The sequence below is a fragment of the Desulfotomaculum sp. 1211_IL3151 genome, from assembly GCF_036763075.1.
Classification (GTDB): Bacteria; Bacillota; Desulfotomaculia; order Desulfotomaculales; family Desulfotomaculaceae; genus Desulfotomaculum.
Window position 1 is genome coordinate 116,708 of sequence record NZ_JBAIYV010000058.1, and the last position, 23,802, is coordinate 140,509.

21 protein-coding genes are annotated in these 23,802 nt (G+C 43.9%); 5 read left to right on the forward strand and 16 right to left on the reverse strand.

Annotated features, from left to right (window positions below; translation table 11 throughout):
• Window positions 1–73: 73 nt before the first annotated feature.
• The 5 genes from carB to V6C11_RS16610 all read right to left on the reverse strand — a co-directional run bounded on the left by carB (window position 74) and on the right by V6C11_RS16610 (window position 6,819).
• A complete protein-coding gene (gene carB / locus V6C11_RS16590) occupies window positions 74–3,298 on the reverse strand; it encodes a carbamoyl-phosphate synthase large subunit (protein WP_333532307.1) in 3,225 nt (1,074 codons plus the stop codon).
• Window positions 3,299–3,484: 186 nt separating this feature from the next.
• A complete protein-coding gene (locus V6C11_RS16595) occupies window positions 3,485–4,858 on the reverse strand; it encodes a DUF6179 domain-containing protein (protein ID WP_333532308.1) in 1,374 nt (457 codons plus the stop codon).
• Window positions 4,845–5,336, reverse strand: a complete 492-nt coding sequence (locus V6C11_RS16600; protein ID WP_333532309.1) for a DUF6323 family protein — start codon at window positions 5,334–5,336, stop codon at window positions 4,845–4,847. The genes V6C11_RS16595 and V6C11_RS16600 overlap by 14 nt, the downstream gene beginning before the upstream one ends.
• 480 nt (window positions 5,337–5,816) lie before the next feature.
• The gene (locus V6C11_RS16605) at window positions 5,817–6,353 is read right to left on the reverse strand and encodes a small multi-drug export protein (protein WP_333532310.1); all 537 of its coding nucleotides are present in this window, start codon (window positions 6,351–6,353) and stop codon (window positions 5,817–5,819) included.
• Between the two features lie 130 nt (window positions 6,354–6,483).
• On the reverse strand, window positions 6,484–6,819 hold the full coding sequence (locus tag V6C11_RS16610; protein WP_333532311.1) for a tRNA-binding protein: 336 nt from the start codon (window positions 6,817–6,819) through the stop codon (window positions 6,484–6,486).
• A gap of 338 nt (window positions 6,820–7,157) precedes the next feature.
• Between V6C11_RS16610 and V6C11_RS16615 the strand changes: the two genes are divergently transcribed.
• The 5 genes from V6C11_RS16615 to V6C11_RS16635 are packed head-to-tail and all read left to right on the forward strand — an operon-like array spanning window position 7,158 to window position 11,463.
• Window positions 7,158–7,883 carry a hypothetical protein gene (locus V6C11_RS16615; RefSeq protein WP_333532312.1) on the forward strand — a complete coding sequence of 242 codons (726 nt, stop codon included), beginning with the start codon at window positions 7,158–7,160 and terminating at the stop codon, window positions 7,881–7,883.
• 16 nt (window positions 7,884–7,899) lie between these two features.
• Window positions 7,900–8,157, forward strand: a complete 258-nt coding sequence (locus V6C11_RS16620) for a PqqD family protein (RefSeq protein ID WP_333532313.1) — start codon at window positions 7,900–7,902, stop codon at window positions 8,155–8,157.
• Complete coding sequence (locus tag V6C11_RS16625) at window positions 8,135–8,605, forward strand: hypothetical protein (protein ID WP_333532314.1); 471 nt, start codon at window positions 8,135–8,137, stop codon at window positions 8,603–8,605. The genes V6C11_RS16620 and V6C11_RS16625 overlap by 23 nt, the downstream gene beginning before the upstream one ends.
• Entirely contained in the window at window positions 8,595–10,289 is a 1,695-nt protein-coding gene (locus V6C11_RS16630) for an ABC transporter ATP-binding protein (protein ID WP_333532315.1), read from the forward strand. The genes V6C11_RS16625 and V6C11_RS16630 overlap by 11 nt, the downstream gene beginning before the upstream one ends.
• Window positions 10,270–11,463: a nucleotidyltransferase domain-containing protein gene (locus V6C11_RS16635; protein WP_333532316.1), complete on the forward strand. Its 1,194-nt coding sequence runs from the start codon at window positions 10,270–10,272 to the stop codon at window positions 11,461–11,463. The genes V6C11_RS16630 and V6C11_RS16635 overlap by 20 nt, the downstream gene beginning before the upstream one ends.
• 185 nt (window positions 11,464–11,648) lie before the next feature.
• Here V6C11_RS16635 and V6C11_RS16640 read toward each other — a convergent pair whose 3' ends face one another.
• From V6C11_RS16640 to V6C11_RS16690, 11 genes are all read right to left on the reverse strand, one after another.
• Window positions 11,649–12,128 carry a DUF523 domain-containing protein gene (locus V6C11_RS16640; RefSeq protein ID WP_333532317.1) on the reverse strand — a complete coding sequence of 160 codons (480 nt, stop codon included), beginning with the start codon at window positions 12,126–12,128 and terminating at the stop codon, window positions 11,649–11,651.
• Between the two features lie 109 nt (window positions 12,129–12,237).
• On the reverse strand, window positions 12,238–13,680 hold the full coding sequence (gatB, locus tag V6C11_RS16645) for an Asp-tRNA(Asn)/Glu-tRNA(Gln) amidotransferase subunit GatB (RefSeq protein WP_333532318.1): 1,443 nt from the start codon (window positions 13,678–13,680) through the stop codon (window positions 12,238–12,240).
• A 17-nt stretch (window positions 13,681–13,697) separates the two neighbouring features.
• On the reverse strand, window positions 13,698–15,152 hold the full coding sequence (gatA, locus tag V6C11_RS16650) for an Asp-tRNA(Asn)/Glu-tRNA(Gln) amidotransferase subunit GatA (RefSeq protein ID WP_333532319.1): 1,455 nt from the start codon (window positions 15,150–15,152) through the stop codon (window positions 13,698–13,700).
• A gap of 13 nt (window positions 15,153–15,165) precedes the next feature.
• Window positions 15,166–15,450, reverse strand: coding sequence for an Asp-tRNA(Asn)/Glu-tRNA(Gln) amidotransferase subunit GatC (gatC, locus tag V6C11_RS16655; protein ID WP_333532320.1), 285 nt, complete (start codon window positions 15,448–15,450; stop codon window positions 15,166–15,168).
• 141 nt (window positions 15,451–15,591) lie between these two features.
• Window positions 15,592–16,866 carry an amidohydrolase family protein gene (locus V6C11_RS16660; RefSeq protein WP_333532321.1) on the reverse strand — a complete coding sequence of 425 codons (1,275 nt, stop codon included), beginning with the start codon at window positions 16,864–16,866 and terminating at the stop codon, window positions 15,592–15,594.
• 132 nt (window positions 16,867–16,998) lie between these two features.
• Window positions 16,999–17,949, reverse strand: coding sequence for a peptide-methionine (R)-S-oxide reductase MsrB (gene msrB / locus V6C11_RS16665; protein WP_333532332.1), 951 nt, complete (start codon window positions 17,947–17,949; stop codon window positions 16,999–17,001).
• A gap of 185 nt (window positions 17,950–18,134) precedes the next feature.
• Window positions 18,135–18,824, reverse strand: a complete 690-nt coding sequence (locus V6C11_RS16670) for a SanA/YdcF family protein (protein ID WP_333532322.1) — start codon at window positions 18,822–18,824, stop codon at window positions 18,135–18,137.
• Between the two features lie 164 nt (window positions 18,825–18,988).
• A complete protein-coding gene (locus V6C11_RS16675; RefSeq protein WP_333532323.1) occupies window positions 18,989–19,807 on the reverse strand; it encodes a divergent polysaccharide deacetylase family protein in 819 nt (272 codons plus the stop codon).
• A 47-nt stretch (window positions 19,808–19,854) separates the two neighbouring features.
• Window positions 19,855–20,502, reverse strand: coding sequence for an N-acetylmuramoyl-L-alanine amidase family protein (locus V6C11_RS16680; protein WP_333532324.1), 648 nt, complete (start codon window positions 20,500–20,502; stop codon window positions 19,855–19,857).
• Window positions 20,503–20,702: 200 nt separating this feature from the next.
• Complete coding sequence (locus V6C11_RS16685; RefSeq protein WP_333532325.1) at window positions 20,703–21,401, reverse strand: uracil-DNA glycosylase; 699 nt, start codon at window positions 21,399–21,401, stop codon at window positions 20,703–20,705.
• Window positions 21,402–21,625: 224 nt separating this feature from the next.
• Window positions 21,626–23,551, reverse strand: coding sequence for an oxidoreductase (locus V6C11_RS16690; RefSeq protein WP_333532326.1), 1,926 nt, complete (start codon window positions 23,549–23,551; stop codon window positions 21,626–21,628).
• Window positions 23,552–23,802 lie beyond the last annotated feature (251 nt).

Here is a 23,802-nt window from a genome sequence, read left to right on the forward strand (position 1 = left end):
TTGTGCTGTGAGGCTGTATAGCTGATGACTAAAACCCCCTTCGACAACTAATTCTTGTCGAAGGGGGTTTTTCTTAAACCGTAATATCCGAATGATATTCCTGTAAGGACTTTTTCCTGGACTCTGACAAGCCATTTGCGATATAGGCTGCAATACCCTTTGCACTGGCCAGGGCAGCAGTCATGGTGGTGATATAGGGTACCTTGTGCTTGATTGCTATCTTACGGATATAGGAATCATCAAATTCACTAAGCTTAGTCTGGGGTGTGTTAATGATCAGATGGATTTCCTTGTTGGCAATGCGATCGGCTATATTGGGCCGTCCTTCATTGATCTTTTTAATCCCTTCACATGGGACCCCATTTTCCTGAAGGAATTTGCAAGTTCCCTCCGTTGCTCTGATTTTAAAACCCATCTGGAAAAATTCCCAGGCTGCCTCAAGAACATCTGGTTTATCACTATCGTTAACACTAATGAGCACAGTTCCCGAGGTAGGCAGTGATGTCTGTGTTGCCTCCTGGGCCTTATAGTAGGCTAATTCAAAGGAATCCGCCATACCCAATACTTCTCCGGTGGAGCGCATTTCCGGTCCTAATACGGGATCAACCTCAGGGAACATATTGAAGGGCAGCACCACTTCTTTAACCCCATAGTGAGGAATTTTTTTATGAACCAGATTGCCCATGGGGTACCTTTTGCCGGCGTAGTCAGCCATAATTATTTCTGTTGCTATGCGGGCCATCGGGATATTACAGACCTTGGAAACAAGGGGAACGGTTCTTGATGCCCTTGGATTGGCTTCCAAAACATAAACCTTGCCATCCGCTATGGCATACTGCATATTCATCAGGCCAACGACTTTCATTTCTTTAGCAATCTTCTTCGTGTAATCCACAATGGTGTTCATGTGTTCCTCTGAAATACTTACCGGTGGAATTACACAGGCTGAATCTCCTGAGTGAACACCGGCATATTCAATGTGCTCCATCACGGTTGGCACAAATGCATCGTGGCCATCGGCAATGGCATCTGCCTCCGCTTCAACGGCATGCCCAAGGAATCGATCCACCAGAATGGGTCTTTCAGGAGTAACCCCAACTGCCGCAGCCATATACTTACGAAGCATCTTTTCATCGTGGACAATTTCCATCCCCCGCCCACCAAGAACATAGGAAGGACGCACCATTAAAGGATAGCCAATTCGATTAGCTATTGCAATGGCCTCTTCTATATTGGTGGCCATGTCCGACTCCGGCATGGGGATAGCAAGCTTTTTCATCATATTGTTGAACCTGTCGCGGTCTTCTGCCAAATCAATGGTTTCCTGCGATGTTCCCAGGATTTTCACACCAGCCTGCTCCAGTTCCTTTGCTATATTAAGGGGAGTCTGACCGCCAAACTGAACGATTATACCCAGTGGTTTTTCCTTCTCATAGATACTTAATACATCTTCCACCGTAAGGGGTTCAAAGTACAGCTTGTCGGAGGTATCATAGTCGGTGGAAACGGTTTCCGGGTTACAGTTGACGATAACCGTTTCATAGCCTAAATCTTTCAGGGCAAAGGCTGTATGAACGCAGCAGTAATCAAACTCAATACCTTGGCCAATTCGGTTGGGACCGCCGCCCAGAATCATTACCTTTGGCTTATCGCTTACAGAAGTTTTATCCGGAGCGTTATAGGTGGAAAAATAATAGTCTGCATTCTCAACGCCACTTACAGGCACTGCTTCCCAACCCTCCACAATGCCTAAGGCAGTTCTTGCCTTACGTATTTCCACTTCTGTCTGGCCTAGAAGCATGGCCAAATAACGATCCGCAAAACCATCCTTTTTTGCCTTAATGAGTAGCTCAGCGGGCAAACTTCCATCTTTATATTTTAATATTTCCTCTTCCAACAAAACAAGTTCCTTCATTTGTTCAATAAAATAGGATTTAATATGGGTCAGCTTATGAATCAAATCTATATCGGCACCCTTGCGCAGGGCTTCATACATCAGAAACTGGCGTTCACTGGTTGGCTCAGTAAGCATGGCAAGTAATTCATCCAGAGAATACTGGTTAAAATTCTTAGCAAAGCCCAAACCATAGCGGTTGATTTCAAGGGAACGTATGGCCTTCTGGAAAGCTTCCTTGTAGTTTTTACCAATGCTCATAACCTCGCCCACTGCACGCATCTGAGTCCCCAGTTTATCCTGGGCACCGGGGAATTTTTCAAAGGCCCAACGGGCAAATTTGATTACCACATAGTCGCCGGAGGGGGTGTATTTTTCCAGGCTTCCATCCCGCCAGTAAGGAATTTCATCCAGTGTAAGGCCAACTGCCAACATGGCTGATACATAGGCAATAGGAAAACCAGTGGCCTTGGATGCTAATGCGGAGGAGCGAGAGGTACGTGGGTTTATTTCAATAATGACAACCCTGCCGGTTTTCGGGTCGTGGGCAAACTGAACATTGGTCCCACCAATAACCTCAATGGCTTCCACCACGTCATAGGCATACTTTTGTAATCGCTGCTGCAGCTCAGGGCTGATGGTCAGCATCGGGGCTGCACAGAAGGAGTCACCCGTATGCACTCCCACAGCGTCGATATTCTCAATGAAACAAACTGTAATCATCTGGTTCTTACTATCCCTGACAACCTCAAGCTCCAGTTCTTCCCAGCCCAGCACAGACTCCTCAACAAGAATTTGTCCTACCATACTGGAAGCAATACCACGGTTAGCGATGGTTCTGAGTTCCTCAACATTATAGACCAGGCCCCCGCCTGTGCCGCCCATGGTATAGGCCGGTCTGATCACCACAGGATAGCCAAGCTCCTGGGCTATTTTTTCTGCCTCCTCAACACCATAGGCTGCCTGACTGCGGGGCATTTCGATGCCCAGTCTGTTCATGGTTTCCTTAAAGGCTATGCGATCCTCGCCCCGTTCAATGGCATCTATCTGAACACCAATAACCTTAACACCGTATTGTTCTAAAATACCACTTTGGCTAAGTTCGGAACAAAGGTTAAGAGCAGTTTGTCCGCCCAAATTTGGTAACACAGCATCGGGTCTTTCCCTGGCAATAATTTCGGTAAGGCTTTTGGGATTTAGGGGTTCAACGTAGGTTGCATCTGCAATTCCTGGGTCAGTCATAATGGTAGCCGGATTGGAATTGACCAGAACTACCTGGTAACCTAACTTTTTCAAAGCCTTACAGGCCTGGGTCCCAGAGTAATCAAACTCACAGGCCTGACCAATAATAATCGGACCAGACCCAATAATTAAAATTTTATTTATGTCCGTTCTTTTTGGCATGTTCGTCCTCCCTCTTACAATCGATGCATTATTATGCATTTGTTTGAATTAATATAATGTTAATTTTATCATATTGTTTACAATCTACAAGTAGTTATGCTAAAAAACTTTCCACAAAAGGTAGTGGCAAGGAGACGTTTCCTTTGCCACTACCCGAATATGCCAAGTGAAAGGCCCCTTGCCACTTTAAATCTCTAGGTTTTCATCTATAAGGCGATCCATCAATTCAAAAATCTGTTCTTGCCGCTCATAGGGAAGTTGCTCAAGATAGTTTTTTAGATATAACCTAAACACTTGTTCCTTTTCAGACAAATCCACGGCTTGCACATCCGATTTGTATGGGTACCGCCTAATAAGCAGAGCAATCTCAACATCTTCCAGAATCTTAAAAATCAAGATGATTTCTTCCTGGCTTAGTTGTGCATCAAACAGCACATCTTCCAAATCATCAAAGGATTTCACTTGTTCTTTTATTAGTATCAGCTTATCGGATGCATATCTGCATGATAGCAATTCATTAATCAACTTTCTATACTCTGCATCATCCATCTTAACCTCTGGGGAAAACTCTATTTTAGGTTTTAAGTTAGGATTGACCAGGGGTACAAATACTTTATCAAGGTTGTTTGTCTCTATGGCATGGGTAATATTGGTTTTGATTTTAGGTAGGTTTTTTGCAAGATACCTCTGTAAGGCAGGATTTGTTATATTTAGCTCGGCCAGTACCCCTTCACTTGCCTTAGAAAGGATAAGGTCTAAAGAATGAATATTTCTAGCTAGTCCATTATACATAACTTCAATTTGATCAACCGGAATATTGAGTTTTACCACATTTCTTTGGGCTAGCCAACATCCTAATGCCCCGGTAAAAACATGCTCAAAGATATTAATGAGCAGATCTTGATACCCTTCATCATAGCCGTAAAGCAGCCCATTGATATCCTCCGGTGCAAAGTTAGTGCAAAACTCATTTTCCAGAAATAAGTTTGCCAGGTATTTTTCTATAAACTCGACCCCTGCTAAATCAGTGATCGGATTGCAAAGTTGATAATCAATGGAGGCAGGAATCTCATGGGCTGCATAATCTGGGTCGTATGCTTTAAAAAAGGCTCCTATGCCATTATCGTCAAGGGTGGCGTTATAGGTGTAGTTTATGGTGATTAGTTTATTATTTTGAGCTAGACGATAGAATTTCATTGCTACTTGCAGTTTATCATCAATTATTTTTCTTCCCCTTTGATATATTTCAACCACATTGGACGTCTTAAGTTCACTGACCGCACAGTCGGCATTGGGCAATGTTTTGAGGTACAACCCCATGGTATAAAGGTTAGATTTCATGATGTTTTCGGCAATCTCCACCCTTATGGAACTACTGTCCCCACCATTGTACTTCTCAGTTTTTTTGGCCAAAAAACCAAAGCATTGCAGTTGAATTCTTTCGATGTCAGAAGCAAATAACAGTCCACAGGCATAGGCCTCTTGCAGAAGTGAGGCAAAATAAAATTGAGGATTTAGATGATTGCCGTTAATGATATATCGCTTTTCAATATTCGCCATCTTCAGCCTCCTCATCCTTCTCCAAATCCTCTAAATAATCCAGGGGATAGCCATAACGTACATTACGTGCCATATTTGCCAGCTCTCTTCCGGCCAGCAAGCCCAAGGAACCCTGACACTGTCTATCAAAGCTGTTTTTCATAAATTTTATTAATTCCTCATCGCTTAGCAAATCCAGTGTCTCATTCTTGTAAAAGTAGAATATTTCAGTCAGCTCGTGCATTGTTTCTGCATAGTTGTACCTGGAAACATAAGGGGAGTGACAAAATTCCCTGATTATTTTTTCGATGACCCCAGCACCAAATTCAATTCGCCCGTTACTTTGTAAAGCAAGGGTTCTTGTTTCAACAAGCTCAATAGCATCTTGGTGGGACAGGGTTAGCCCAAACTGACTTGTCAAGTCGTTACATTTTATAATCTCAGCTACCGCCTGTTTTTGTAGCAACGACGGAGATACACCTATCATTCCAAATAGCATAGGTACCTTGCTTCTAACACCCTACATAGGGGCTATGCTAGAAACAAAGGCCATTCACCTCCCCCTATTAATAATTATTATTTTTAAAAACCCCTCCCCAAAACCTTGACATGACCCTTTAAATATGGTATCATTATTTTGATTAGTATTATATAATTGGTTGTGTTATGTAGAATTTTATAATAGCATTTTTAATAATCAAAAGCAAGGGCGTGTCGCAAAACGTTTAATTGAAAACGTAGAGCGACACGCCCCTTTTTATTTGTGACATAAAAATTATACCATCTACGCAGGTGAATTTTGCCATTTAGGCTCCGGTTTGGGCGCAACAAAACAAGGGAAGAGCTTTCCCCTGTGGGCACCTTTTCGTTTTTGTTTAGGCGGCCTTGGGAATATGCAAGTATGCTCCATAGCGATTGGCTCGGATCTTGTTTTTTTCCAAGCTGCCTTACTGCGACAGTCCCATCTCTCTTTGCCGCATTATTTAAATAGTTTAATAAGAAACCCGTTTTCCTCTACATTAGGAATAAAAAAAGCTACCCCATAACTGGCTGCCATGGCAGATACAATTGTCCATAATACTAAGCTGATAAGCATCCAAATAAACACCAGTTGCCTTTTTGAACCAAAGCTTATTGCCATAAGGGCAGAAATATGGGAACCTACAAGCATAGGACCAAAAATGGTTAGTCCGGGTAAGCCAAATTTGCTAAAAAGATTTCTGGCTCGTTTTTTCTTTTTTGATTCCGGTTCAGGAGCATCTTCCTCACCGTTCTGGAACGCCATTTCATCTTGCCTTTTTATCTCATTACGCTTTAGCTTTCTTGCCCCCCACCATCTCTTGACCTTATCAGCAAAGATGATTAACAGCACTACCGTAAGTAAATTCCCTAGAAACCCTAGTACAGCCACTGGTATTGGAGCTAGCCCTCCAGCTATCGCCAGCGGGACAACAGTAACGAGTTCAAACAAAGGAACGGCAGCCAAGAAGAAAACCAAAAAATAAGATATAAACAATTAGCAACCTCCTAATCAGGAAAATTTAAGTCCTTGGTTTGTATAATCTGATACTATTATCGTTGAACATTGCATTATAGGTCAAGGGGGCGTCTTTATAAATGAAACGCCCCCTTGCTAATGTTTTAAACTAACCTAATTTGTCACCTTTACGAACAGGTTGGTCTGGTTGAATTAATACCACCCCTTGTGCAGCATAAACTCCTAATATTAAGACCTCCGATGTAAAACCTGCAATCCTTTTTGATGGAAAATTTACCACCCCTAAAACTTGCTTACCTACCAACTCTTCCCCTTGATAGCACTCAGTAATCTGGGCACTGGACTTCTTTACACCGATTTCATCACCAAAATCAACCCATAATTTATAGGCAGGTATTCTAGCCTTTTCAAAAAACTCCACCTGTGTAATCTCCCCAACCCGGATATCCAATTTCATAAAATCTTCAAAAGTAGCGTTAGACATATTATTAAACCTCCTATACACATTGTAAAAGCTAATACTCTATGGAGTTAACGATTTTTCGGTAAACCCAGGATCCTTTCTGTTTTATTGTAAATTATTAATATTTATTTTTTAATTTTACTACTATTATCATAGAAAGCCAACGTATCTGCCGGGACACAGTCAATCAATCGCTGCAATGGTTATTTTCAGCATACCCTAATCAGGGAATATTCGAAGGAATCTGAACCTTTTCATCGAATATGTCTATCTGTAAAGAAGTGGTAATACTTGAGTATTACATTAATCGGCCTCCTGCAAAGGGTTTGTCTCAGAAAAGCTTATGGAGGTAAAGGACGATGAATATATACAAAATCGCAGACCTTACTGTTGCCTTACAGGCAAACGGAGAAACCTTACAAAAACAAACCCTGGCCTATTTATCGGATCCAACCAGGCCTGTGGATATCAGCATCACCTTGACCGAGGATTTCTTGCTGCAAAAGCAAGGGGAAAATCCTCATTTAAGCCCTAATGAATGTGAATATATCTGGACCGGTGCTGAGTTTTACCACCGTCTGTTAGACTTTGACGGTTTTGTCTTACATTCCTCAGCGGTGGCCTATGGGGGACAAGCTTATCTTTTCTCCGCACCCTGCGGTACCGGCAAATCTACCCATGCCAGTCAATGGCAGGCGTATTTCGGCGAGGATAAAGCAGTCATTATTAATGATGACAAACCAGCCATCCGGCTCATTGATCAGCATTTCTACGTCTACGGAACACCCTGGAGCGGCAAAAGTCCACACAATACCAATATTAAAGTACCCCTGCAAGCCATCTGTTTTTTAGAACAGTCAGCGAACAATTGGTTAGCAAAAATCGCTGCTAAAGACGCGCTCAGGCTAATTCTTAATCAAACCCTGCGCCCCCATAATATACAGCATATGGATAAGTTGCTTTATTTATTGGACCGTCTCCTGCGGCAGATTCCGATTTATAAAATGGGCTGCAATATTAGTGAGCAAGCGGTAATCATGGCTTACCAGGCGATGTCTGCCAAAAGAAAGGGTGAGAAAAATTAAAATCAAAGAGGGCTATATGCTGCGGCAAGTGGCAGGAAATAATGTGGTAGTGGCAATTGGCAAAGCTACCCTTGATTTCAATGGGTTAATTAGTTTAAACGATACAGGAACCTTTCTCTGGAAACTGTTGGAAAAAGGTGCCAACAAAGAGGAACTGCTTTTGGCCATCCTAGACGAATATGACATTGATGAGGCAAGGGCAAAAAGGGATATCACAGAATTTATTGAGAAGCTGAAAGGTGCAGATTTGCTTGTCCAGGCGAATTTTACTTAGTGAAGTATCCCCGCTCATGGAGGAAATCCTGAAAGGCGGCGGCGAAGTGTCCTTTACCCCCAGGGGAAATAGTATGCACCCCATGCTGCGAAACCACCTGGATAAAATCATTCTGGTACAGGCCCCCGCTAAACTAAAAAAATATGATATTCCCCTTTACCGACGCCATAACGGGCAGTTTGTTTTACACCGGGTGGTGGCTGTAAAAGAAGATGGCTATGTACTCTGCGGCGACAACCAAATTCAGCGGGAATACGGGATCAGGCACCATCAGGTGATGGCAGTGGTCAAAGCTTTCTATCACCGGGGGAAATACATTGACTGCCATACCAATAACCTGTACCGTCTGTACTGTATCACCTGGATTGCCCTAACCCCACTTCGCAGGATCCTATGCAAGTTGAGGGCACTCGCCAGCAAGGCAAGGAGGAAGCCCTTTGAAGGATAGGGAGACCGTGCAGTGGCTGTATCATAATTCCCGAACACACCTGGCACCCATGGTCATTCTGATAATCGGCAACGCTATTTTTGCAGCCTGCGGAATAGCCTTTGCATTGATTTCTCGGCAGGTAATTGATGGTGCAGTAGCCAGTGACCGCCAGGCTATCCTTATCTTTGCCCTACTGTTGCTGGGCGTTATTCTGCTGCAACTGCTGCTGAACCTCCTCTGCCGGCATCTTGAAGAGATCATCAAGGCTAGGTTGGAGATGAGATATAAAAGCCAACTCTTTTCTAAACTTCTCCACAAAGACTATGCCACCGTTTCCAACTACCACAGCGGCGAACTGCTCAACCATCTTACTAACGATGTGACCATCATCGCTGATGGTGTGGCCACCATTGTACCCAGTCTGGCCTCTATGCTGACCAGGCTACTTGGGGCCTTTGCCGTCCTGGTTGCCATAGACCCCATCTTTGCCCTTATTTTCGCCTTAGCCGGTACCTCTATCTTCTTTATAATCAGATTATTTCGCGGCCTGATGAAACAACTGCATAAACAAGTACAGGAAACAGACGGTAAGGTACGTTCCTTTATGCAGGAGAGTATTGGAAACCTACTGGTGGTAAAGATCTTTGGTGTACAAAGGCAACTGGAGAATCGGGCAACCGGCCTACAACAGAAAAATTACCAGGCCAAGAGAAAGCGCATGACTGCCAGCATCTTTGCTAACAGCGGCTTCAGTTTTATTTTCCAGCTTGGTTATCTATATGCCCTGGTGTGGGGAGCCTACAAGCTTTACCAGCAAGCCATTAGCTTTGGCACCTTGGCTGCTATCCTGCAGCTGGTGGGACAGGTGCAGACCCCCTTTGTTGGTCTGTCGGGCCTGCTGCCCAAGTATTATGCTTTACTGGCTTCCAGCGAAAGAGTGATGGAACTGGAACGTCTGGCTGATGAAACTGAGCTTAATCAAGGTCTGTTGGATACCACCCAGTTGGAGCTTGGTTTTAAGGCGATTGTTTGTGCCAATATTCGTTTTGGCTACGATCGGGATAGCATTTTAGAGCATGTCACCCTGAGTATAAACAAAGGAGACTTTGTGGTCCTCACCGGAACCTCAGGTATTGGCAAAAGTACACTCTTAAAGCTGCTGCTCGGTGTGTACCAACCCAATGAAGGTAATATCTACCTGCAAATGAATGACGGCAGTAGGATTAAAATAGACCGCCAAGTCAGAAAACTTTTCGCTTATGTACCCCAGGGAAACCTATTGCTTTCCGGTACCATTAAAGAGAATATCTCCTTTATCAAGCCCACCGCCAGCGACGATGAAATAACGCAAGCTGCCCAAATAAGCTGTGCTGACGAATTTATTAACCAGTTGCCCCAAGGGCTCAACACGGTAATCGGTGAAAAGGGTCACGGTTTATCCGAGGGTCAAATCCAGCGACTAGCCATTGCCAGGGCTATCCTAAGTGATGCACCTATCCTGCTGCTGGATGAAGCTAGCTCTGCCCTTGATGAAAGTACGGAACAAAGGCTGCTCAGCAATATTAAGTCCCTGCAGGGCAAAACCTGCCTGATTGTCTCCCACCGCAGGGCAGCCCTGTCTATCTGCAATCAAGAGGTCTGCATTGAAAATAAGACTATCCTTCCCAGGGAGGTCGGTATGAATGAAGGAAAATCCAGCTAGGCCTATGGTGGGCAGTTATTTAATTGCCCTGCTGGCTTCGATACTAAAGGGGGAAAGTCCACCGCCATTGCCAGCCGGGCTGCCAATGGATAAACTCTACCAATTAGCTGCCTGGCACCATGTAGCCAATATGGCCTATTACGGCTTACTCAAATTGGACCCGTTACCGCCGGAGTCCATACTCAAGTCCTTTAAGCAGGCCCGCAGCAAGGCCCTGGCTAAGGAAGTCCGGCAGGAGTTTGAGGTACAGCAAATTTTAGCCGCCTTTGAAGAAAAACAACTTAAGCATATGCCCCTTAAGGGATTTATCATCAAACACCTTTACCCCCAACCGGACATGCGCTTAATGGCTGATGTGGATATTTTAGTGGAAGCAGACAAACTTAAAGCAGCCCGGGAGATTATGCTTACCTTAGGTTACACCTCTGTCCACGAAGGGGGCAACCACGACGTCTACCACAAAATGCCGGTGATGAATATAGAACTACACCGGGCCTTGATTGCGGAAAGCTATCATGATTTATATGCTTATTTTGGCACAGGCTGGCAGCGTGCCGCACTGCAGGCAGGGAAAAATTACAGCTATGAAATGTCTGGGGAGGATTTTTATATTTATCTGCTGGCCCATATGGCCAAACACTACCGGGGGGGCGGCACCGGTATTCGCTCAGTAATGGACGTATGGGTGTATAAAAAACATTACCAGGACAGCTTAGATTGGGACTACATCCGCAGCGAGCTGGCAAAGGCCGGTCTGGATGACTTTGCCCAAAATATGGAGGGTTTGTCTGAGTGCTGGTTTGATGGTAGGGAGATGAATGAACACGATCAGACAATGACTGCCTTTGTACTGTCCAACGGAACCTATGGCACAGCCCAAAATGCTGCCCTGGGCAAGTTCATCAAAACCAGAAAAGCCGACGACAGCTTTAGGGTGGCCAAGTTAAAATACACCTTGGGTATCTTCTTTCCCAATAAGGAACACATGACCATCCTCTTTCCATTTCTTAAAAAACTGCCCTTTCTGATACCTCTCTGCTGGATTGTGCGCGGCCTAAAAACAATTATATTAAGACCAGCTAATATTAAACACCGTATCCGGAATACTGTTTCCCTCACGGAAACTAACTCGGCCCAAAGGGAAAAAATCCAACGGCAGTCCGGATTTAAATAGGACTGCCGTTGTTTATATCATTAATTCCATGCATCCGGATAGGGAGCAAGGTTATCTATGCCGCTTGAGGTCATTCGAGCCTCCGTCTCGAACCGGATCATTTCCAATTCCGGCTTTCCTATATTTTAAACTACAACTACCTGACAATTTTTTATGCATGATAAAAAGCATTTTTCACAATACGCCTATGTCATGGTCAACTGTGAAATTTGTTCCTCCGAGATAACCTTAATACCATTTTGATGTAATAAAGCGGTTGTGACACCCATGCCCGAGACAACTTTGCGTTCCACCCCTGGGGAGTCATTTTGAACCCGGTTGTAAATGCAGGAACTACCGCAGGACGGGCTGCGTTCTTTTAAAATAGCCAGCTTGATGTTATTTTCCTGTGCTATTTGCAATACCTTAGCCGCCCCTTGCAAAAATTCTGTGGTTACATCCTGACCCCCTTCACATAAGCAGCGGGCATTGCCGGTCAATACCTGAAAGCCATCCCCTGTTTCAATGTCCACTGGTTCCCTGGGCGTTGCCAGGCCCCCCAGTTCCTCAGGACACACAGCAAGGGCTTTTCCCTGTTCCACCAGTGCTAAAACCTCCGGCACCAAATTGTCTCCGCCATGATATTTACATTTAATGCCAGCCAGACAAGCACTAACTAAGATCATATTCTCTCTCCCCTATTCTTTACCCAATGTATCAATGCAGAATATTGTAAAACCACCCCAGGGAAACGAATGTACCTCAGGGTGGTTTAAATTTCTCCCGCTTATACCCTTACTCAGCAAGCTTAGCCCGAAGCATCTTATTCACCACACCGGGATTGGCCTGTCCCTTGGTGGCTTTCATTACTTGACCTACCAAAAAGCCAATGGCCTGCTCCTTACCAGACTGAAAATCTGCTACTGATTTGGGATTCTTCTCAATAACCTCTGCAATAATTTGATCCAACAGCCCGGTATCCGATATTTGAGAGAGACCCTTTTCCTTGACAATTTGGTCTGGGTCTTTACCCTCCTCAAACATAACCTCGAAAACCTCTTTGCCGATCTTATTACTGATGGTGCCTTTTTTGATTAACTCCAACAGAGTGGCCAGTCCGGCAGGGGTAATCTTAGCCTCGTTTAGTTCCATATTGCGGGCATTTAACAGTCGTAAAAGTTCACCCATGATCCAGTTGCTAATGGTTTTAGCATCCGGGTACTTTTGCAATGAGGCATCAAAGAATTCTGCTAGGGCAAGGGAACTGGTAATTATGCCGGCATCGTAGGCAGGCAGACCATACTCCTCAACCAGGCGTTTCCTGCGAGCGTCTGGTAATTCAGGAATGACTTCCCTGACCTCGTCAATCCATTCTGACGTTAGCTCAATGGGGGTAAGTTCATGCTCGATAAAACACCTGTAATCCGGGTTTTCTTTATTACGCATGGATACTGTAATTCCTCTGTTTTCATCCCAGCCACGGGTTTCCTGAATAATTTTTTCCCCGTACTGCAAAACACCTATCTGCCTTTCCACTTCATACTCAATGGCCCGCTGCACTGCACGGAAGGAGTTCATATTCTTAATTTCTGTTTTGGTGCCCAATGTCGTAGTGCCAACCGGGCGAACGGAGACGTTGGCATCACAGCGCAAGGAACCCTGCTCCATCTTTACATCAGACACACCCGTATATTCCAGGATAGACTTGAGCTTCTCCAGATAAGCCTTCGCCTCTTCGCCTGAGCGAATTTCAGGTTCCGATACGATTTCTATCAGGGGCATCCCGGACCTGTTATAGTCCACATAGGAAGCATGGGAATTCGTGATGGATCCGCCTGAATGGGCTAGTTTCCCAGGGTCTTCCTCGATATGGGCCCTGGTAATGTTAATTCGTTTATTCTCACCATTAACTTCTATATCAAGATAGCCGCTTTCAGCGATGGGCCGAAAGACCTGGGAAATTTGAAAGCCCTTGGGTAAGTCTGGGTAATAATAGTTTTTTCTATCAAACCAGGTGTAGGTTCCTATTTCACAATTGAGGGCCAGACCAGCCTTGGTGGCTAACTCCACAACCTTTTTATTTAAGGTACCTGTACTACCTGGCAGACCCAGACAGACGGGGCACACCTGCGTGTTTGGCTCCTTGCCAAATTCCGTTGAACAGCCGCAAAATAATTTTGTCTCGGTCTTTAACTCCACGTGAACCTCTAAGCCGATAACTGCTTCGTATCTACTCATCTTAACCGTTTAACCCCCTATAAATCAGGCGTTGGCCTGGTTTGGTCTGTACTTTGCTCCAGGGTATAGCCTACCCTTAGCAAAGTTCCCTCGTCAAAATGCCGGGCAATCAGCTGCAGTCCCACTGGCAGCCCTTCCACCATACCATAGGGCAGGGACATGGCCGGCACACCAGCTAAGTTAACTGGTATCGTACAGGCATCGGACAGGTACATAGCCATCGGGTCCTCTGCCTTTTCACTGATTTTGAAAGCAGTTGTGAGGCTTGTAGGCGTTAACAGCAGGTCAAATTTTTCAAAGGCCCGTTCAAAATCCTGTTTGACCAGATTACGTGTTTTTAAAGCCTTCGTGTAATAGGCATCATAATTATCCGTACTTAATGCATATGTACCGAACATGATCCGTCTTTTTACCTCTTCCCCAAAGCCCTGGCTGCGGGTCTTTTTGAACATCGTCAATACATCTTCGGCCTCTGCCCTTAGGCCATGCCTAACTCCATCATATCTGGCTAAATTGGAGCTGGCTTCGGCAGAGGAAATGATATAGTGAGCGGCCGGCGCGTATTCGGTATGGGGCATCGTTGCCTCTTCACAGATGGCTCCCAATTCCTCCAGCTTACGGACAGCTTCCTGAAGCTTTGCCGCTACCTCCGGTGCCAGACCTGTCCCGAAATACTCTTTGGGCAAGCCAATTCTCAATCCTTTGACATCATTTACCAGGCTCTTTGTAAAATCGGGTGCATCGACAGCAACGGATGTTGAATCCTTGCTATCGTGACCACAGATTACATTTAAGATTAAAGCCAAATCCGTCATATCCCGGGTCAGGGGACCAATTTGGTCCAGAGAAGAAGCATAGGATATTAGACCGGAACGAGAAATATAGCCGTAAGTAGGCTTAAGACCTATGACACCACAAAAAGCCGCTGGCTGTCGAACGGCACCACCTGTGTCTGAGCCTAAAGCAAAGGCTGCTTCCCCCGCTGCCACTGCAGCAGCTGAACCCCCACTGGAACCACCAGGTACTGCTTCAGCGTTAAAAGGATTTTTGGTGCTATAAAACACGGAATTCTCAGTGGAAGAACCCATGGCAAACTCATCCATATTGCATTTGCCCATCAGTACCGCACCCGTACTCTTTAACTTTTCGACAACTGTGGCATCATAGGGAGGGATGAAGTTATTTAGCATTTTTGAAGCACAGGTAGTCTTTACTCCCTTTGTACAAATATTATCCTTTATGGCCATGGGAATTCCCGCCAGGGGAGAGAGTTCTTCCCCCTTGGCCCGTCTCTCATCAACAGCCCTGGCCTGGGCTAAAGCTTCCTCTTCTGTTACTGTTACAAAGGCCTTAATGCCCTCTTCAACCTGACGGATACGTTCCAAATGGCTCTTGGTTATTTCTTCGCTGCTAACTTCGTTTTTCTTGATAAGTTCACTAAGGTCGTGAACGGATAATCGATTCAATTGCATCGGAGACCTCCTGCTAAATAATACGGGGCACTACAAAGGCCCCCGCTTCTTCTTTTGGCGCATTAGCCAAGACCAGCTCTTTAGCAAGACTTGGCTGCAGCTTGTCCTCCCTAAAGACATTTTTAAGTGGAAGGACATGGGCAACAGGCTCTACCGTACTGGTATCTACTTTGTTTAAAAGCTCCAGGTAATCCAGTATTTTATTGAGGGACCCTGTATAGGCTGCTTTTTCTTCCACTGTTAGATCAAGCCGACTTTGATGCGCGACTTGTTCCACGTCTTTATCAACCATTTTCATTGGCAGCTCATCCTTCTTTCTTCGATTATATGTATATATGCCATAACCTTAGGCAAGTTATGACTTCTTTCCCTATTATACCATTTGCTTGTAAATAACGGAATTTTCTAGTGTAAAGGTAGTTTTTAATTTTTTGGGGGGTTAAATCTCCACTTCTTTTCCTAGAAGATATCGCATGCAGATATTCCTATCATCCCCTGCATAGCAAAAGCGCTCCAGTCGTTCCACGGGAGTAAGCTCCTCCCCGAACATATTGCTGTCATCAATTACTAAGGTGTTGAAACAGTAGCCTTCATCAAATGCTCCAACTTGATTAAAATACCTTCCGCCGGAACGAGTTGCCATATAAAAAGCCTCTGCCAGGTTGACAGCCTCCCACTGTGGGTCAAACATATTACGGATTTTTGAATGCTGAATCGTGTTGGCTATTGCCCTGGCAATTGATAAACTTGCACCCGAACCTATATCACTGCCAATTGCCAGGTTAATACCCCTCTGCAACAGCTTTTTCACTGGCATGATACCACCGGCATTAATATTGGCAGTTGCCTCCGGACAATGAACGGCCAAACAGTTTGGGTTCTCCATCAGGGCTAAAACATCGTCGTCCATAAAAATACAATGGGCCATGATGGTAGGTCTTTGTCCAAGTAGATTGTTTTTATAAAAAATCTCTGCTCCATTTTTGTAACCGGGGAAAAGTTCCTTAACCACTTTCATTTCATTAACTGCTTCGCACATATGTGAATGGACGGGAACCTCATATTTTTGGCATAAATCACCTAACCCGGCCAACAGTTTTTCGCTGCAGGTGATGGTAAATCGGGGGACAATGGAAGGCTTAACCTGGCTGGTATTTTGATGTTGTTCTATGAATTTTTCAGTATCAATAAGGGATTGTTCGGTCTCTTCTATATAATATGCCGGACTATTTTGATCCATATTGAGCTTTCCCGTAAAAGCAAACAAGCCTTTTTGCTCCAGTATATCGAACAATATTTCCGATGCTTGATAATGAATGGATGGAAAACAATTTACATGTAAAGTGCCCTGCCGTAATAACTCATCTACAAAAAGTGTATAGACTTTCCTTGCGTGTTCTGCATTTTTAAACTTTGCTTCGGTGGGATATGTATAAGTAGTTAGCCAGTCCAAAAGCTCCCGATCCATACCAATGCCCCTTTGCAAAAACTGAGGAGCATGAACATGCATATCACAAAAGCCCGGTATAATCAGATTATTGCCCCAATCCATGACATTCTCTTTTGGAAATTCTTCTGGCAATGCCGGATAAATCCCCTTGACAATTCCATCCAGTACCAATATATATGAATTCTCTTTACTAATAAGGGTATCCTTATCCTGACTGTAGATTATGTTTCCCTTATATGCTCTATATTTGCTATACTTTCCCATTGCGATCTCCTTTACTAGTTAGGAAAACCTTCTATTTATATACCATGCCTGCACACCCTATGTCCAGAACGGAAAATACCTGGCAATTATAAAAACTTGGCTTATTTGTACGCCAAGTTTCTATAGGCTGGCTCAATCAAATATATGAAGTAGGCTTTCATAACCTTTTTTCTTCATGTCTTCCTTTGGAATAAATTCGAGGGAGGCACTGTTGATACAATACCGCATGCCGCCTAACTCCCTTGGTCCGTCATTAAAAACATGTCCCAAATGGGCATCCCCGGTTTTGCTTCGCACTTCCGTCCTGTTCATGCCATAACTTGAATCCTTTGCCTCACGGATAAACTCAGAATCAATGGGTTTGGAAAAGCTTGGCCAGCCACAACCTGCGTCAAACTTATCTCTAGAAGTAAAAAGTGGTTCCCCGGTAGTAACATCTACATATATGCCATCTTTAAAATTATTATAGTATTCATTTCTGAAAGGTGGCTCTGTGGCATTATTTTGTGTTACATTATACTGCATATCCGTCAGGGTAGTTTTTAAAACCTCTTTTGTTTTGGGCCGATATCTCATTTTATGATCCTGTGCCAGCTGTACTGCTGCAAATTTTTCTTCTCCAATATGGCAATAACCACCTGGGTTCTTGTCTAAATACTTTTGATGATATTCTTCGGCTGGATAATAGTTTGCTAGCTTAAACACCTCGATGGCAAGTGGCTTCTCATAGTTCTTCTGGAGTTCTTGTAGTGAGTTAGATATTATTTCTTTATCTAGCTCATCGGAATAATAAATTCCGGAACGATATTGAATCCCGATGTCATTCCCTTGTCTATTTTTTGCCAAAGGATCAATGGCCTGATAAAAAAGTTTTAATATAAATTCTAAACTTACTTCATCCGGGTTATATACTACTTTGACTGTTTCCGCATGGCCCGTGTTTTTATGACATACATCTTCATAACTAGGGTTCTCCGTATTACCATTGGCATAGCCTACCTCGGTGCTAATAATTCCTGTTATTAAAGACAGATATTTTTCTATCCCCCAAAAACAGCCGCCGGCCAGATAGATTTCCTTTATATTGCTGTTGTATTTATGATCCATTCTACAAATCCTTCCTTTCTATAAGGATGTCCGCTGGCTACAACAAAATTAAGCTAATCTACAAAATATCTTACCCAAAGTTGACCCTCGGTATTGGCCTATGGGCATGGAAAAATCAGCCGCACCAAGACCAGGCTGACAATGGATGCGTGGTTGCTTCGTTAATCGTTTGTCAAATTACCATTACCTGTTACTGGTATGGTTTCACCTAAAAAGGTAGGCTCCGGTTTAATCATCACATTTATGAAATCCTTTACCCTTGCCAACGTCTCTCTGAAGTCTCGGACTTCTTGCCCGGCATAGCTCCTTGGATCAGAAGCAACTCCATACGCCTCAATTTCCAGCTTTTTTGCGATATACAAAGCGCGGTACAAATGGTATTTCTGTGTTACAACGATAATTTTCTCGGCTTGAAAAATATCTTTTGCACGATACAGGCTATCATAGGTATTAAAACCCGCATGGTCCATAAATATATGTTCCGAATGAATATCTCTATCGATGGCAAACTGCTTCATGATATTAACCTCATCGTATTCTTTCCTACCATGGTCGCCGCTCATTAGTAATCGATCGGAAGCTCCATTCCGATATAACTTGATACCCTGCAAAAGTCTATCCTCCAGCATATGACTGGGTCTTTCATTATTCCACACACCTGCCCCGAGAATCAGGATACAATCCGCATCTAACAAGGCTGCCTCATCTTCTGACACAATTCTATCCTTTACGGAGGATACAACGTGATAATTAATAAGTAAAAGAGAGGCTAATCCTATTAAACTAACGAATAAAAATGCAACCATCATGCTTTTAAGTTTTTTTCTTCTTATCCCTTTTTCTATCATCATAACTCCAAACATATAGAAATTTCCTTTTATATTATTATACATTATTTTAAGGTTGCTTCTACCCCTTCACAGATGAGTATACCCTATACCACCGATTAAAACCTGCCCATGTTGATTCATGAACAGAACCCAGTCCCTTCAGACTGGGTTCTACATCACCCTGTTTAGACTTCTCCATCGGCATTGCCGTTGTTTGCTTTGACAACCTCCGACAGAGGTACTAACTTAATGCCCTGCTGTTCAATGTATGGAATGAGCTCCTTGATTGCCTTTGCCGTTACGTTACCACCATGTCCCACATGTCCAATTGCTACGGCATAGCCCTGCTTTTGGGCAAGTTCACAGGCCTTGCGAATTTGCTTGGTAACATGTTGGTTGCTTTTAACATCATCCAAAAACACATCTCTTTTCACCCAGGGAATGTGCATACTTTTCGATACGGGTATAACCTGTGACTTACTGGAAGTCCCGCTATCCAGGACAAAGATTCCCTTGCTCTTGGCCACATCCAGCATGGGCATAATCTTTTCCTTATTGCTGGTTATTTTGGAGCCGGTATGATTATTAAAACCACAGGCATGGGGAATGGAGTCTAAATTTTTGCTAAAGGTATCCCGGATTTCCTGTGTACTCATACTAGCAAAAATAGCTCCGGGCCCAAGCCAGGAAGCCTTGCCGTGCATAGGTTCCATCGGTTGGTGCAAAATCACCTCATGACCCAGCCGATGGGCTTCTTCAGCATGGGCTATAGAATTAATTAAATTGGGCATTACAGCCGCCGTTATGGGACGGTCAAGGGCCAGCAATTCTGTTACACCATGACTATCAGCACCCCCAAAATCATCAATGACAATGGCTAATATGGGCTGCTTCTGAGTAGTTAAAGGTTTAGAAGCAACAACCGCGTTCCGCATGGTAAAATAACCGAATAGAACCACCATACTCATCAGGACAATATAAAAGCCCCACCTTTTGCGTTGCATTTAACTCACCCTTTGCTGTAGATTTTGCCTTAATACATGCGTGCTTTTTATATTTCGACATTTTCTTTGGTATCCTGATTTTTCACTTGCAAATAGTTGATCGTTCCTGTGGCAATGGCCTGGGCCAACATTTGTTGATAGTTTTTATCCAAGAGCTTTTCCCTTTCTTGGGGGTTATTGAGAAAGCCCGTTTCCACAATTACACAGGGCATCTCCGTATGCCTTAGGATGTAATAACTACCGGTTTTTACCACACGCTTGTTGATATCCGGTATGCCTGTCAATTCATTTTGAATGCTCTCCGCCAGTAATTTCCCCTGGGTTGAATTATTGTAATAAAAAGCCTCCGGCCCAGAGCATTTGCGTCTGCCCACATTCACGTGGATACTGACTACTGCATCAGCATTAAATTTACGGGCTATCTCAATGCGCTTTTCAAAATCGTATCGTTTGGCATCCCGACCATGCAAACCGGGAACCGCAAGGTTGTAATCACCGTCCCTCGTTAGCTGAACCTCCACGTGGCTGGCTTGTAGGATTCTACTGATTTCCTTTGCAATGGCAATATTTATGTGCTTTTCCATCACCCCATTGCGAGTAGCACCTGGATCATAACCTCCATGTCCGGGGTCAATGACAACCTTACCCAATGATTCACCTGCCCAGCCTATACTAGGATAAATCAGCAAAAACAAAAGGAAAACCCACCGTAAAAGCACATTCTCACCTCACCTTTGGTGTTATTTTGCCAAAGGTGGGTATAAAAATATCCCTCAATCATTCTGATTAAGGGATAGGATCATTTTACATTATTGTAAAGGTGTAGAAATTTTCCTGTAGTTCCATCTTAAAATGGGGGTAAAACAATCGCTTCGACTATGAATACCATCATACGCTAGACCAAAATATTTTTAATCGCAGCCCGGAAATTACCCGCTCCCCCATTTGCTGGGTGTGGTACATGAATATTTTCAATCCCAAATTTACTCAGGGTTCTTGATGAGTGTCCTCCGATAGAAATAACGGTAATGTTTGGGCATAGCTTTAATAACATTTCCGTATAGTACGCACCCACTTCTAATTCTACAGCGGTAGGGGTACGATTGGTTAAAGGTCCTTTACTTCGATCAAAGGGATGAAAAGGGAATATATTCCATGTAATTACCTGATAAGGAGATACTTTGCTTTTTATTACTTCCCCCCACACAATGGTTGCTGTAGGCTCTGTAAATCCAAAGTTTTTTTGCGTATCCTTTAGTTTTTGGTTGTCTGGGTTGCTGGTTCTTCTCCCCTGTATATCTTGTAAAATAACGGAAGGTTTAACACCAGCATGGTTCCCCAAAAGTATTCGTTCCGATGTCATTGCCACACCTGTAAACCTACCGCCCTGGTAACCAACAGCTTCTGCCACAAGAAGGTACCTTGCCCCGGGTATCCTGGCAGATAAGAATTGTTCAAGGTGGTTGGACCTTATGGCCGGTGCTTCCGGACATATATCACAAATTTCATCATAATCTTGCCACGGATTAAAAACATTTTCGATTGATTTATATTTTTGAAGTTCTTCAATAAACTTGTTTATGCTGCTACTCATCGTTGTTGCCTCACATTAGTTAGTTATAAATAAAGTATAGCATGAAAAATGAAAACAAGCTTCCTTAAATTAATGTTCCAAGATGAAGTTAATAACCAAGACTTAATGAACGAAGAAATTCGTAAACAAATTGCACAAAATCCGGGCTACTACCTTAAATTAACGTGCAAGGGGGCGGTTGTTAACACCCGTCCCCTTTGTCATCCAGCCAATTCATGATCTATTTACAACTTCAAAGCTAACCGTGCGCCTTCATCGATTGCCTCAACACCCCGGCGAACCTTTGCCGCATCACCAATTACGTGTAGTGATCTCACCTTGCCGGTCAATTGCCTTTCCAAGGGGTTATAGGACTTTGCACCGATTGCTAATACAGCCATATCAAAGTCTGATAGCTCTATTGTGCCAGAAGAATTTGTGCAAAGAGCACCATCCTGCTTGAACTTCTCTACTTTTGTACGGGTTACTATTGCGGCCCCACCTGATTTTAAAGATTGCAGGCTAAAATATACGATACTTGGGTGAACATTCTTTCCTACAGCATCCTCCATTTCAACAATTGTAACCCTGCGGCTTTGGCTAAGTAGATGTTCGGCTGTTTCCAATCCTACCAAGCCACCACCCACAATAAGAACATTTTTCCCCAACATTACCCTTCCCAATAAGACATCTACTGCCTGAACAACTTCAATACCTTCGTTGGGTATTGGAAAATCCAAGGGAACTGCTCCGGTAGCTAAAATAACTTCATCGGGGTTTAGGTTTAAGATCATCTCTGCATCTGCTTCTATATTAAGCTTAAGATTTACACCATATTTCTTACACATTTCATAATAATACCGAATGCCCTTGGCCAGATCCTGTTTTCCAGGCGGCACAGCCGCTGGTATAAACTGACCGCCAACTTTGTTGTTCTTTTCCAATAGGGTTACCCTGTGCCCCCTGGCAGCAGCAACCCACGCTGCTTCAAGTCCGCCTGGCCCGCCGCCCACAACCACAATGGTTTTGGGGTTTTTTGCAGGTGTGATCTTCATTGTACCCTCATGGCCTGAAAAGGGATTGATCATACAGGACACACCGCGATCACCGGGAATTACTCCTGGTACACCCTGACACCTGGTCATACAACCAACACAGGGGGAGATTTCCTGTGGTCTGTTCTCAGCAACCTTATTAGGGAACTCCGGATCGGCAATGGACCCTCGCCCTAAAGAGACAAAGTCAGCCCGACCGCTGGCGATAACTTCCTCCGCCATCAAGGTATCCGTAATACGACCCACAGCAATAACAGGTACATTGACCGCCTTTTTAATAGCCTCTGCCGCGTATAGGTTAAAGCCGGTAGTAACACTGGCAGGTGCAACCATCCAGGGCATACTTGCGTAAACGCCCGTGGAGACATGAATGGCATCTGCCCCAGCCTCAGCCAGAGCCTTCGAAATGGGTATCGTCTCGTTAAGCTTTAGTCCACCATTTACTCTTTCTTCCCCGCTAATGCGAAACACAAGGGGAAATTCCTTGCCGCATTTGCTTTTTATATTTTTTATTAATTCCAGTGCAAACTTCATGCGACCTGCTAAATCTGCCCCAAACTCGTCTACCCGCTTATTCGTATAACCCGATAAAAATTGGGCCACCAAATACCCATGGGCACCATGAATTTCCACACCATCAAAACCAGCTTTTTTAGCCCGGAGTGCGGCATCACCAAATTTCTCTACCACTGCATCTATTTCTTCAATTGAAAGTTCCCTGGGAAGCTCAAGATTAACAGGGCAAGGGACAGCCGATGGGGCCACTGGTTGCATACCAGTCACAGCACGATTTGTCTGTCGTCCAGAGTGCTGTAGTTGAACAAGTACTTTTCCCCCTGCCCGGTGTATCGCGTCTGTTAATGTTTTAAGCCCAGGAATGATGTCATCAGAGTCAATCCTAAGCTGTCCCGGTATTGCTTTGCCCTCTAAATCAATATAGGCGAATTCTGTGGTGAGCAGTCCAAATCCCCCACGGGCCCGTGCAACATAATAATCTACTAATTTTTGACTTACCTTTCCATCATCACCATGACTTGAACCCATCGCTGGCATAATAAATCTATTTTTCAGTTCTAAACTACCAATTTTACCTTTTTTTAGGACGTTTTCAAACAATTATGTTACCTCCCCGGAAAAATTAAAAGCAAACACCTAACTTTTAACCAAAATCTTACCCACATTAGGGTGAAATCATTCTTTGGACAGGGCTGGGATTGACTTTTATTATCGGGGTAACAACAAAGGGGCTGTCGCAGTAAGACAGCCCCTTAATAAAAAACAAAAGGCGGCGACTGGTAAATGCCAGAAGCCGTCTTTTATTGTAAAATATAAGTATGCAAACAAACATTTTACAGTCAGATTATACA

Coding starts and splice junctions, on each gene's coding strand:
- carB (WP_333532307.1), bottom strand. CDS start 3,298: ATGCCAAAAAGAACGGACATAAATAAAATTTTAATTATTGGGTCTGGT.
- V6C11_RS16595 (WP_333532308.1), bottom strand. CDS start 4,858: ATGGCGAATATTGAAAAGCGATATATCATTAACGGCAATCATCTAAAT.
- V6C11_RS16600 (WP_333532309.1), bottom strand. CDS start 5,336: ATGCTATTTGGAATGATAGGTGTATCTCCGTCGTTGCTACAAAAACAG.
- V6C11_RS16610 (WP_333532311.1), bottom strand. CDS start 6,819: ATGTCTAACGCTACTTTTGAAGATTTTATGAAATTGGATATCCGGGTT.
- V6C11_RS16615 (WP_333532312.1), top strand. CDS start 7,158: ATGAATATATACAAAATCGCAGACCTTACTGTTGCCTTACAGGCAAAC.
- V6C11_RS16620 (WP_333532313.1), top strand. CDS start 7,900: ATGCTGCGGCAAGTGGCAGGAAATAATGTGGTAGTGGCAATTGGCAAA.
- V6C11_RS16635 (WP_333532316.1), top strand. CDS start 10,270: ATGAAGGAAAATCCAGCTAGGCCTATGGTGGGCAGTTATTTAATTGCC.
- V6C11_RS16640 (WP_333532317.1), bottom strand. CDS start 12,128: ATGATCTTAGTTAGTGCTTGTCTGGCTGGCATTAAATGTAAATATCAT.
- gatB (WP_333532318.1), bottom strand. CDS start 13,680: ATGAGTAGATACGAAGCAGTTATCGGCTTAGAGGTTCACGTGGAGTTA.
- gatA (WP_333532319.1), bottom strand. CDS start 15,152: ATGCAATTGAATCGATTATCCGTTCACGACCTTAGTGAACTTATCAAG.
- gatC (WP_333532320.1), bottom strand. CDS start 15,450: ATGAAAATGGTTGATAAAGACGTGGAACAAGTCGCGCATCAAAGTCGG.
- V6C11_RS16660 (WP_333532321.1), bottom strand. CDS start 16,866: ATGGGAAAGTATAGCAAATATAGAGCATATAAGGGAAACATAATCTAC.
- V6C11_RS16670 (WP_333532322.1), bottom strand. CDS start 18,824: ATGATGATAGAAAAAGGGATAAGAAGAAAAAAACTTAAAAGCATGATG.
- V6C11_RS16675 (WP_333532323.1), bottom strand. CDS start 19,807: ATGCAACGCAAAAGGTGGGGCTTTTATATTGTCCTGATGAGTATGGTG.
- V6C11_RS16685 (WP_333532325.1), bottom strand. CDS start 21,401: ATGAGTAGCAGCATAAACAAGTTTATTGAAGAACTTCAAAAATATAAA.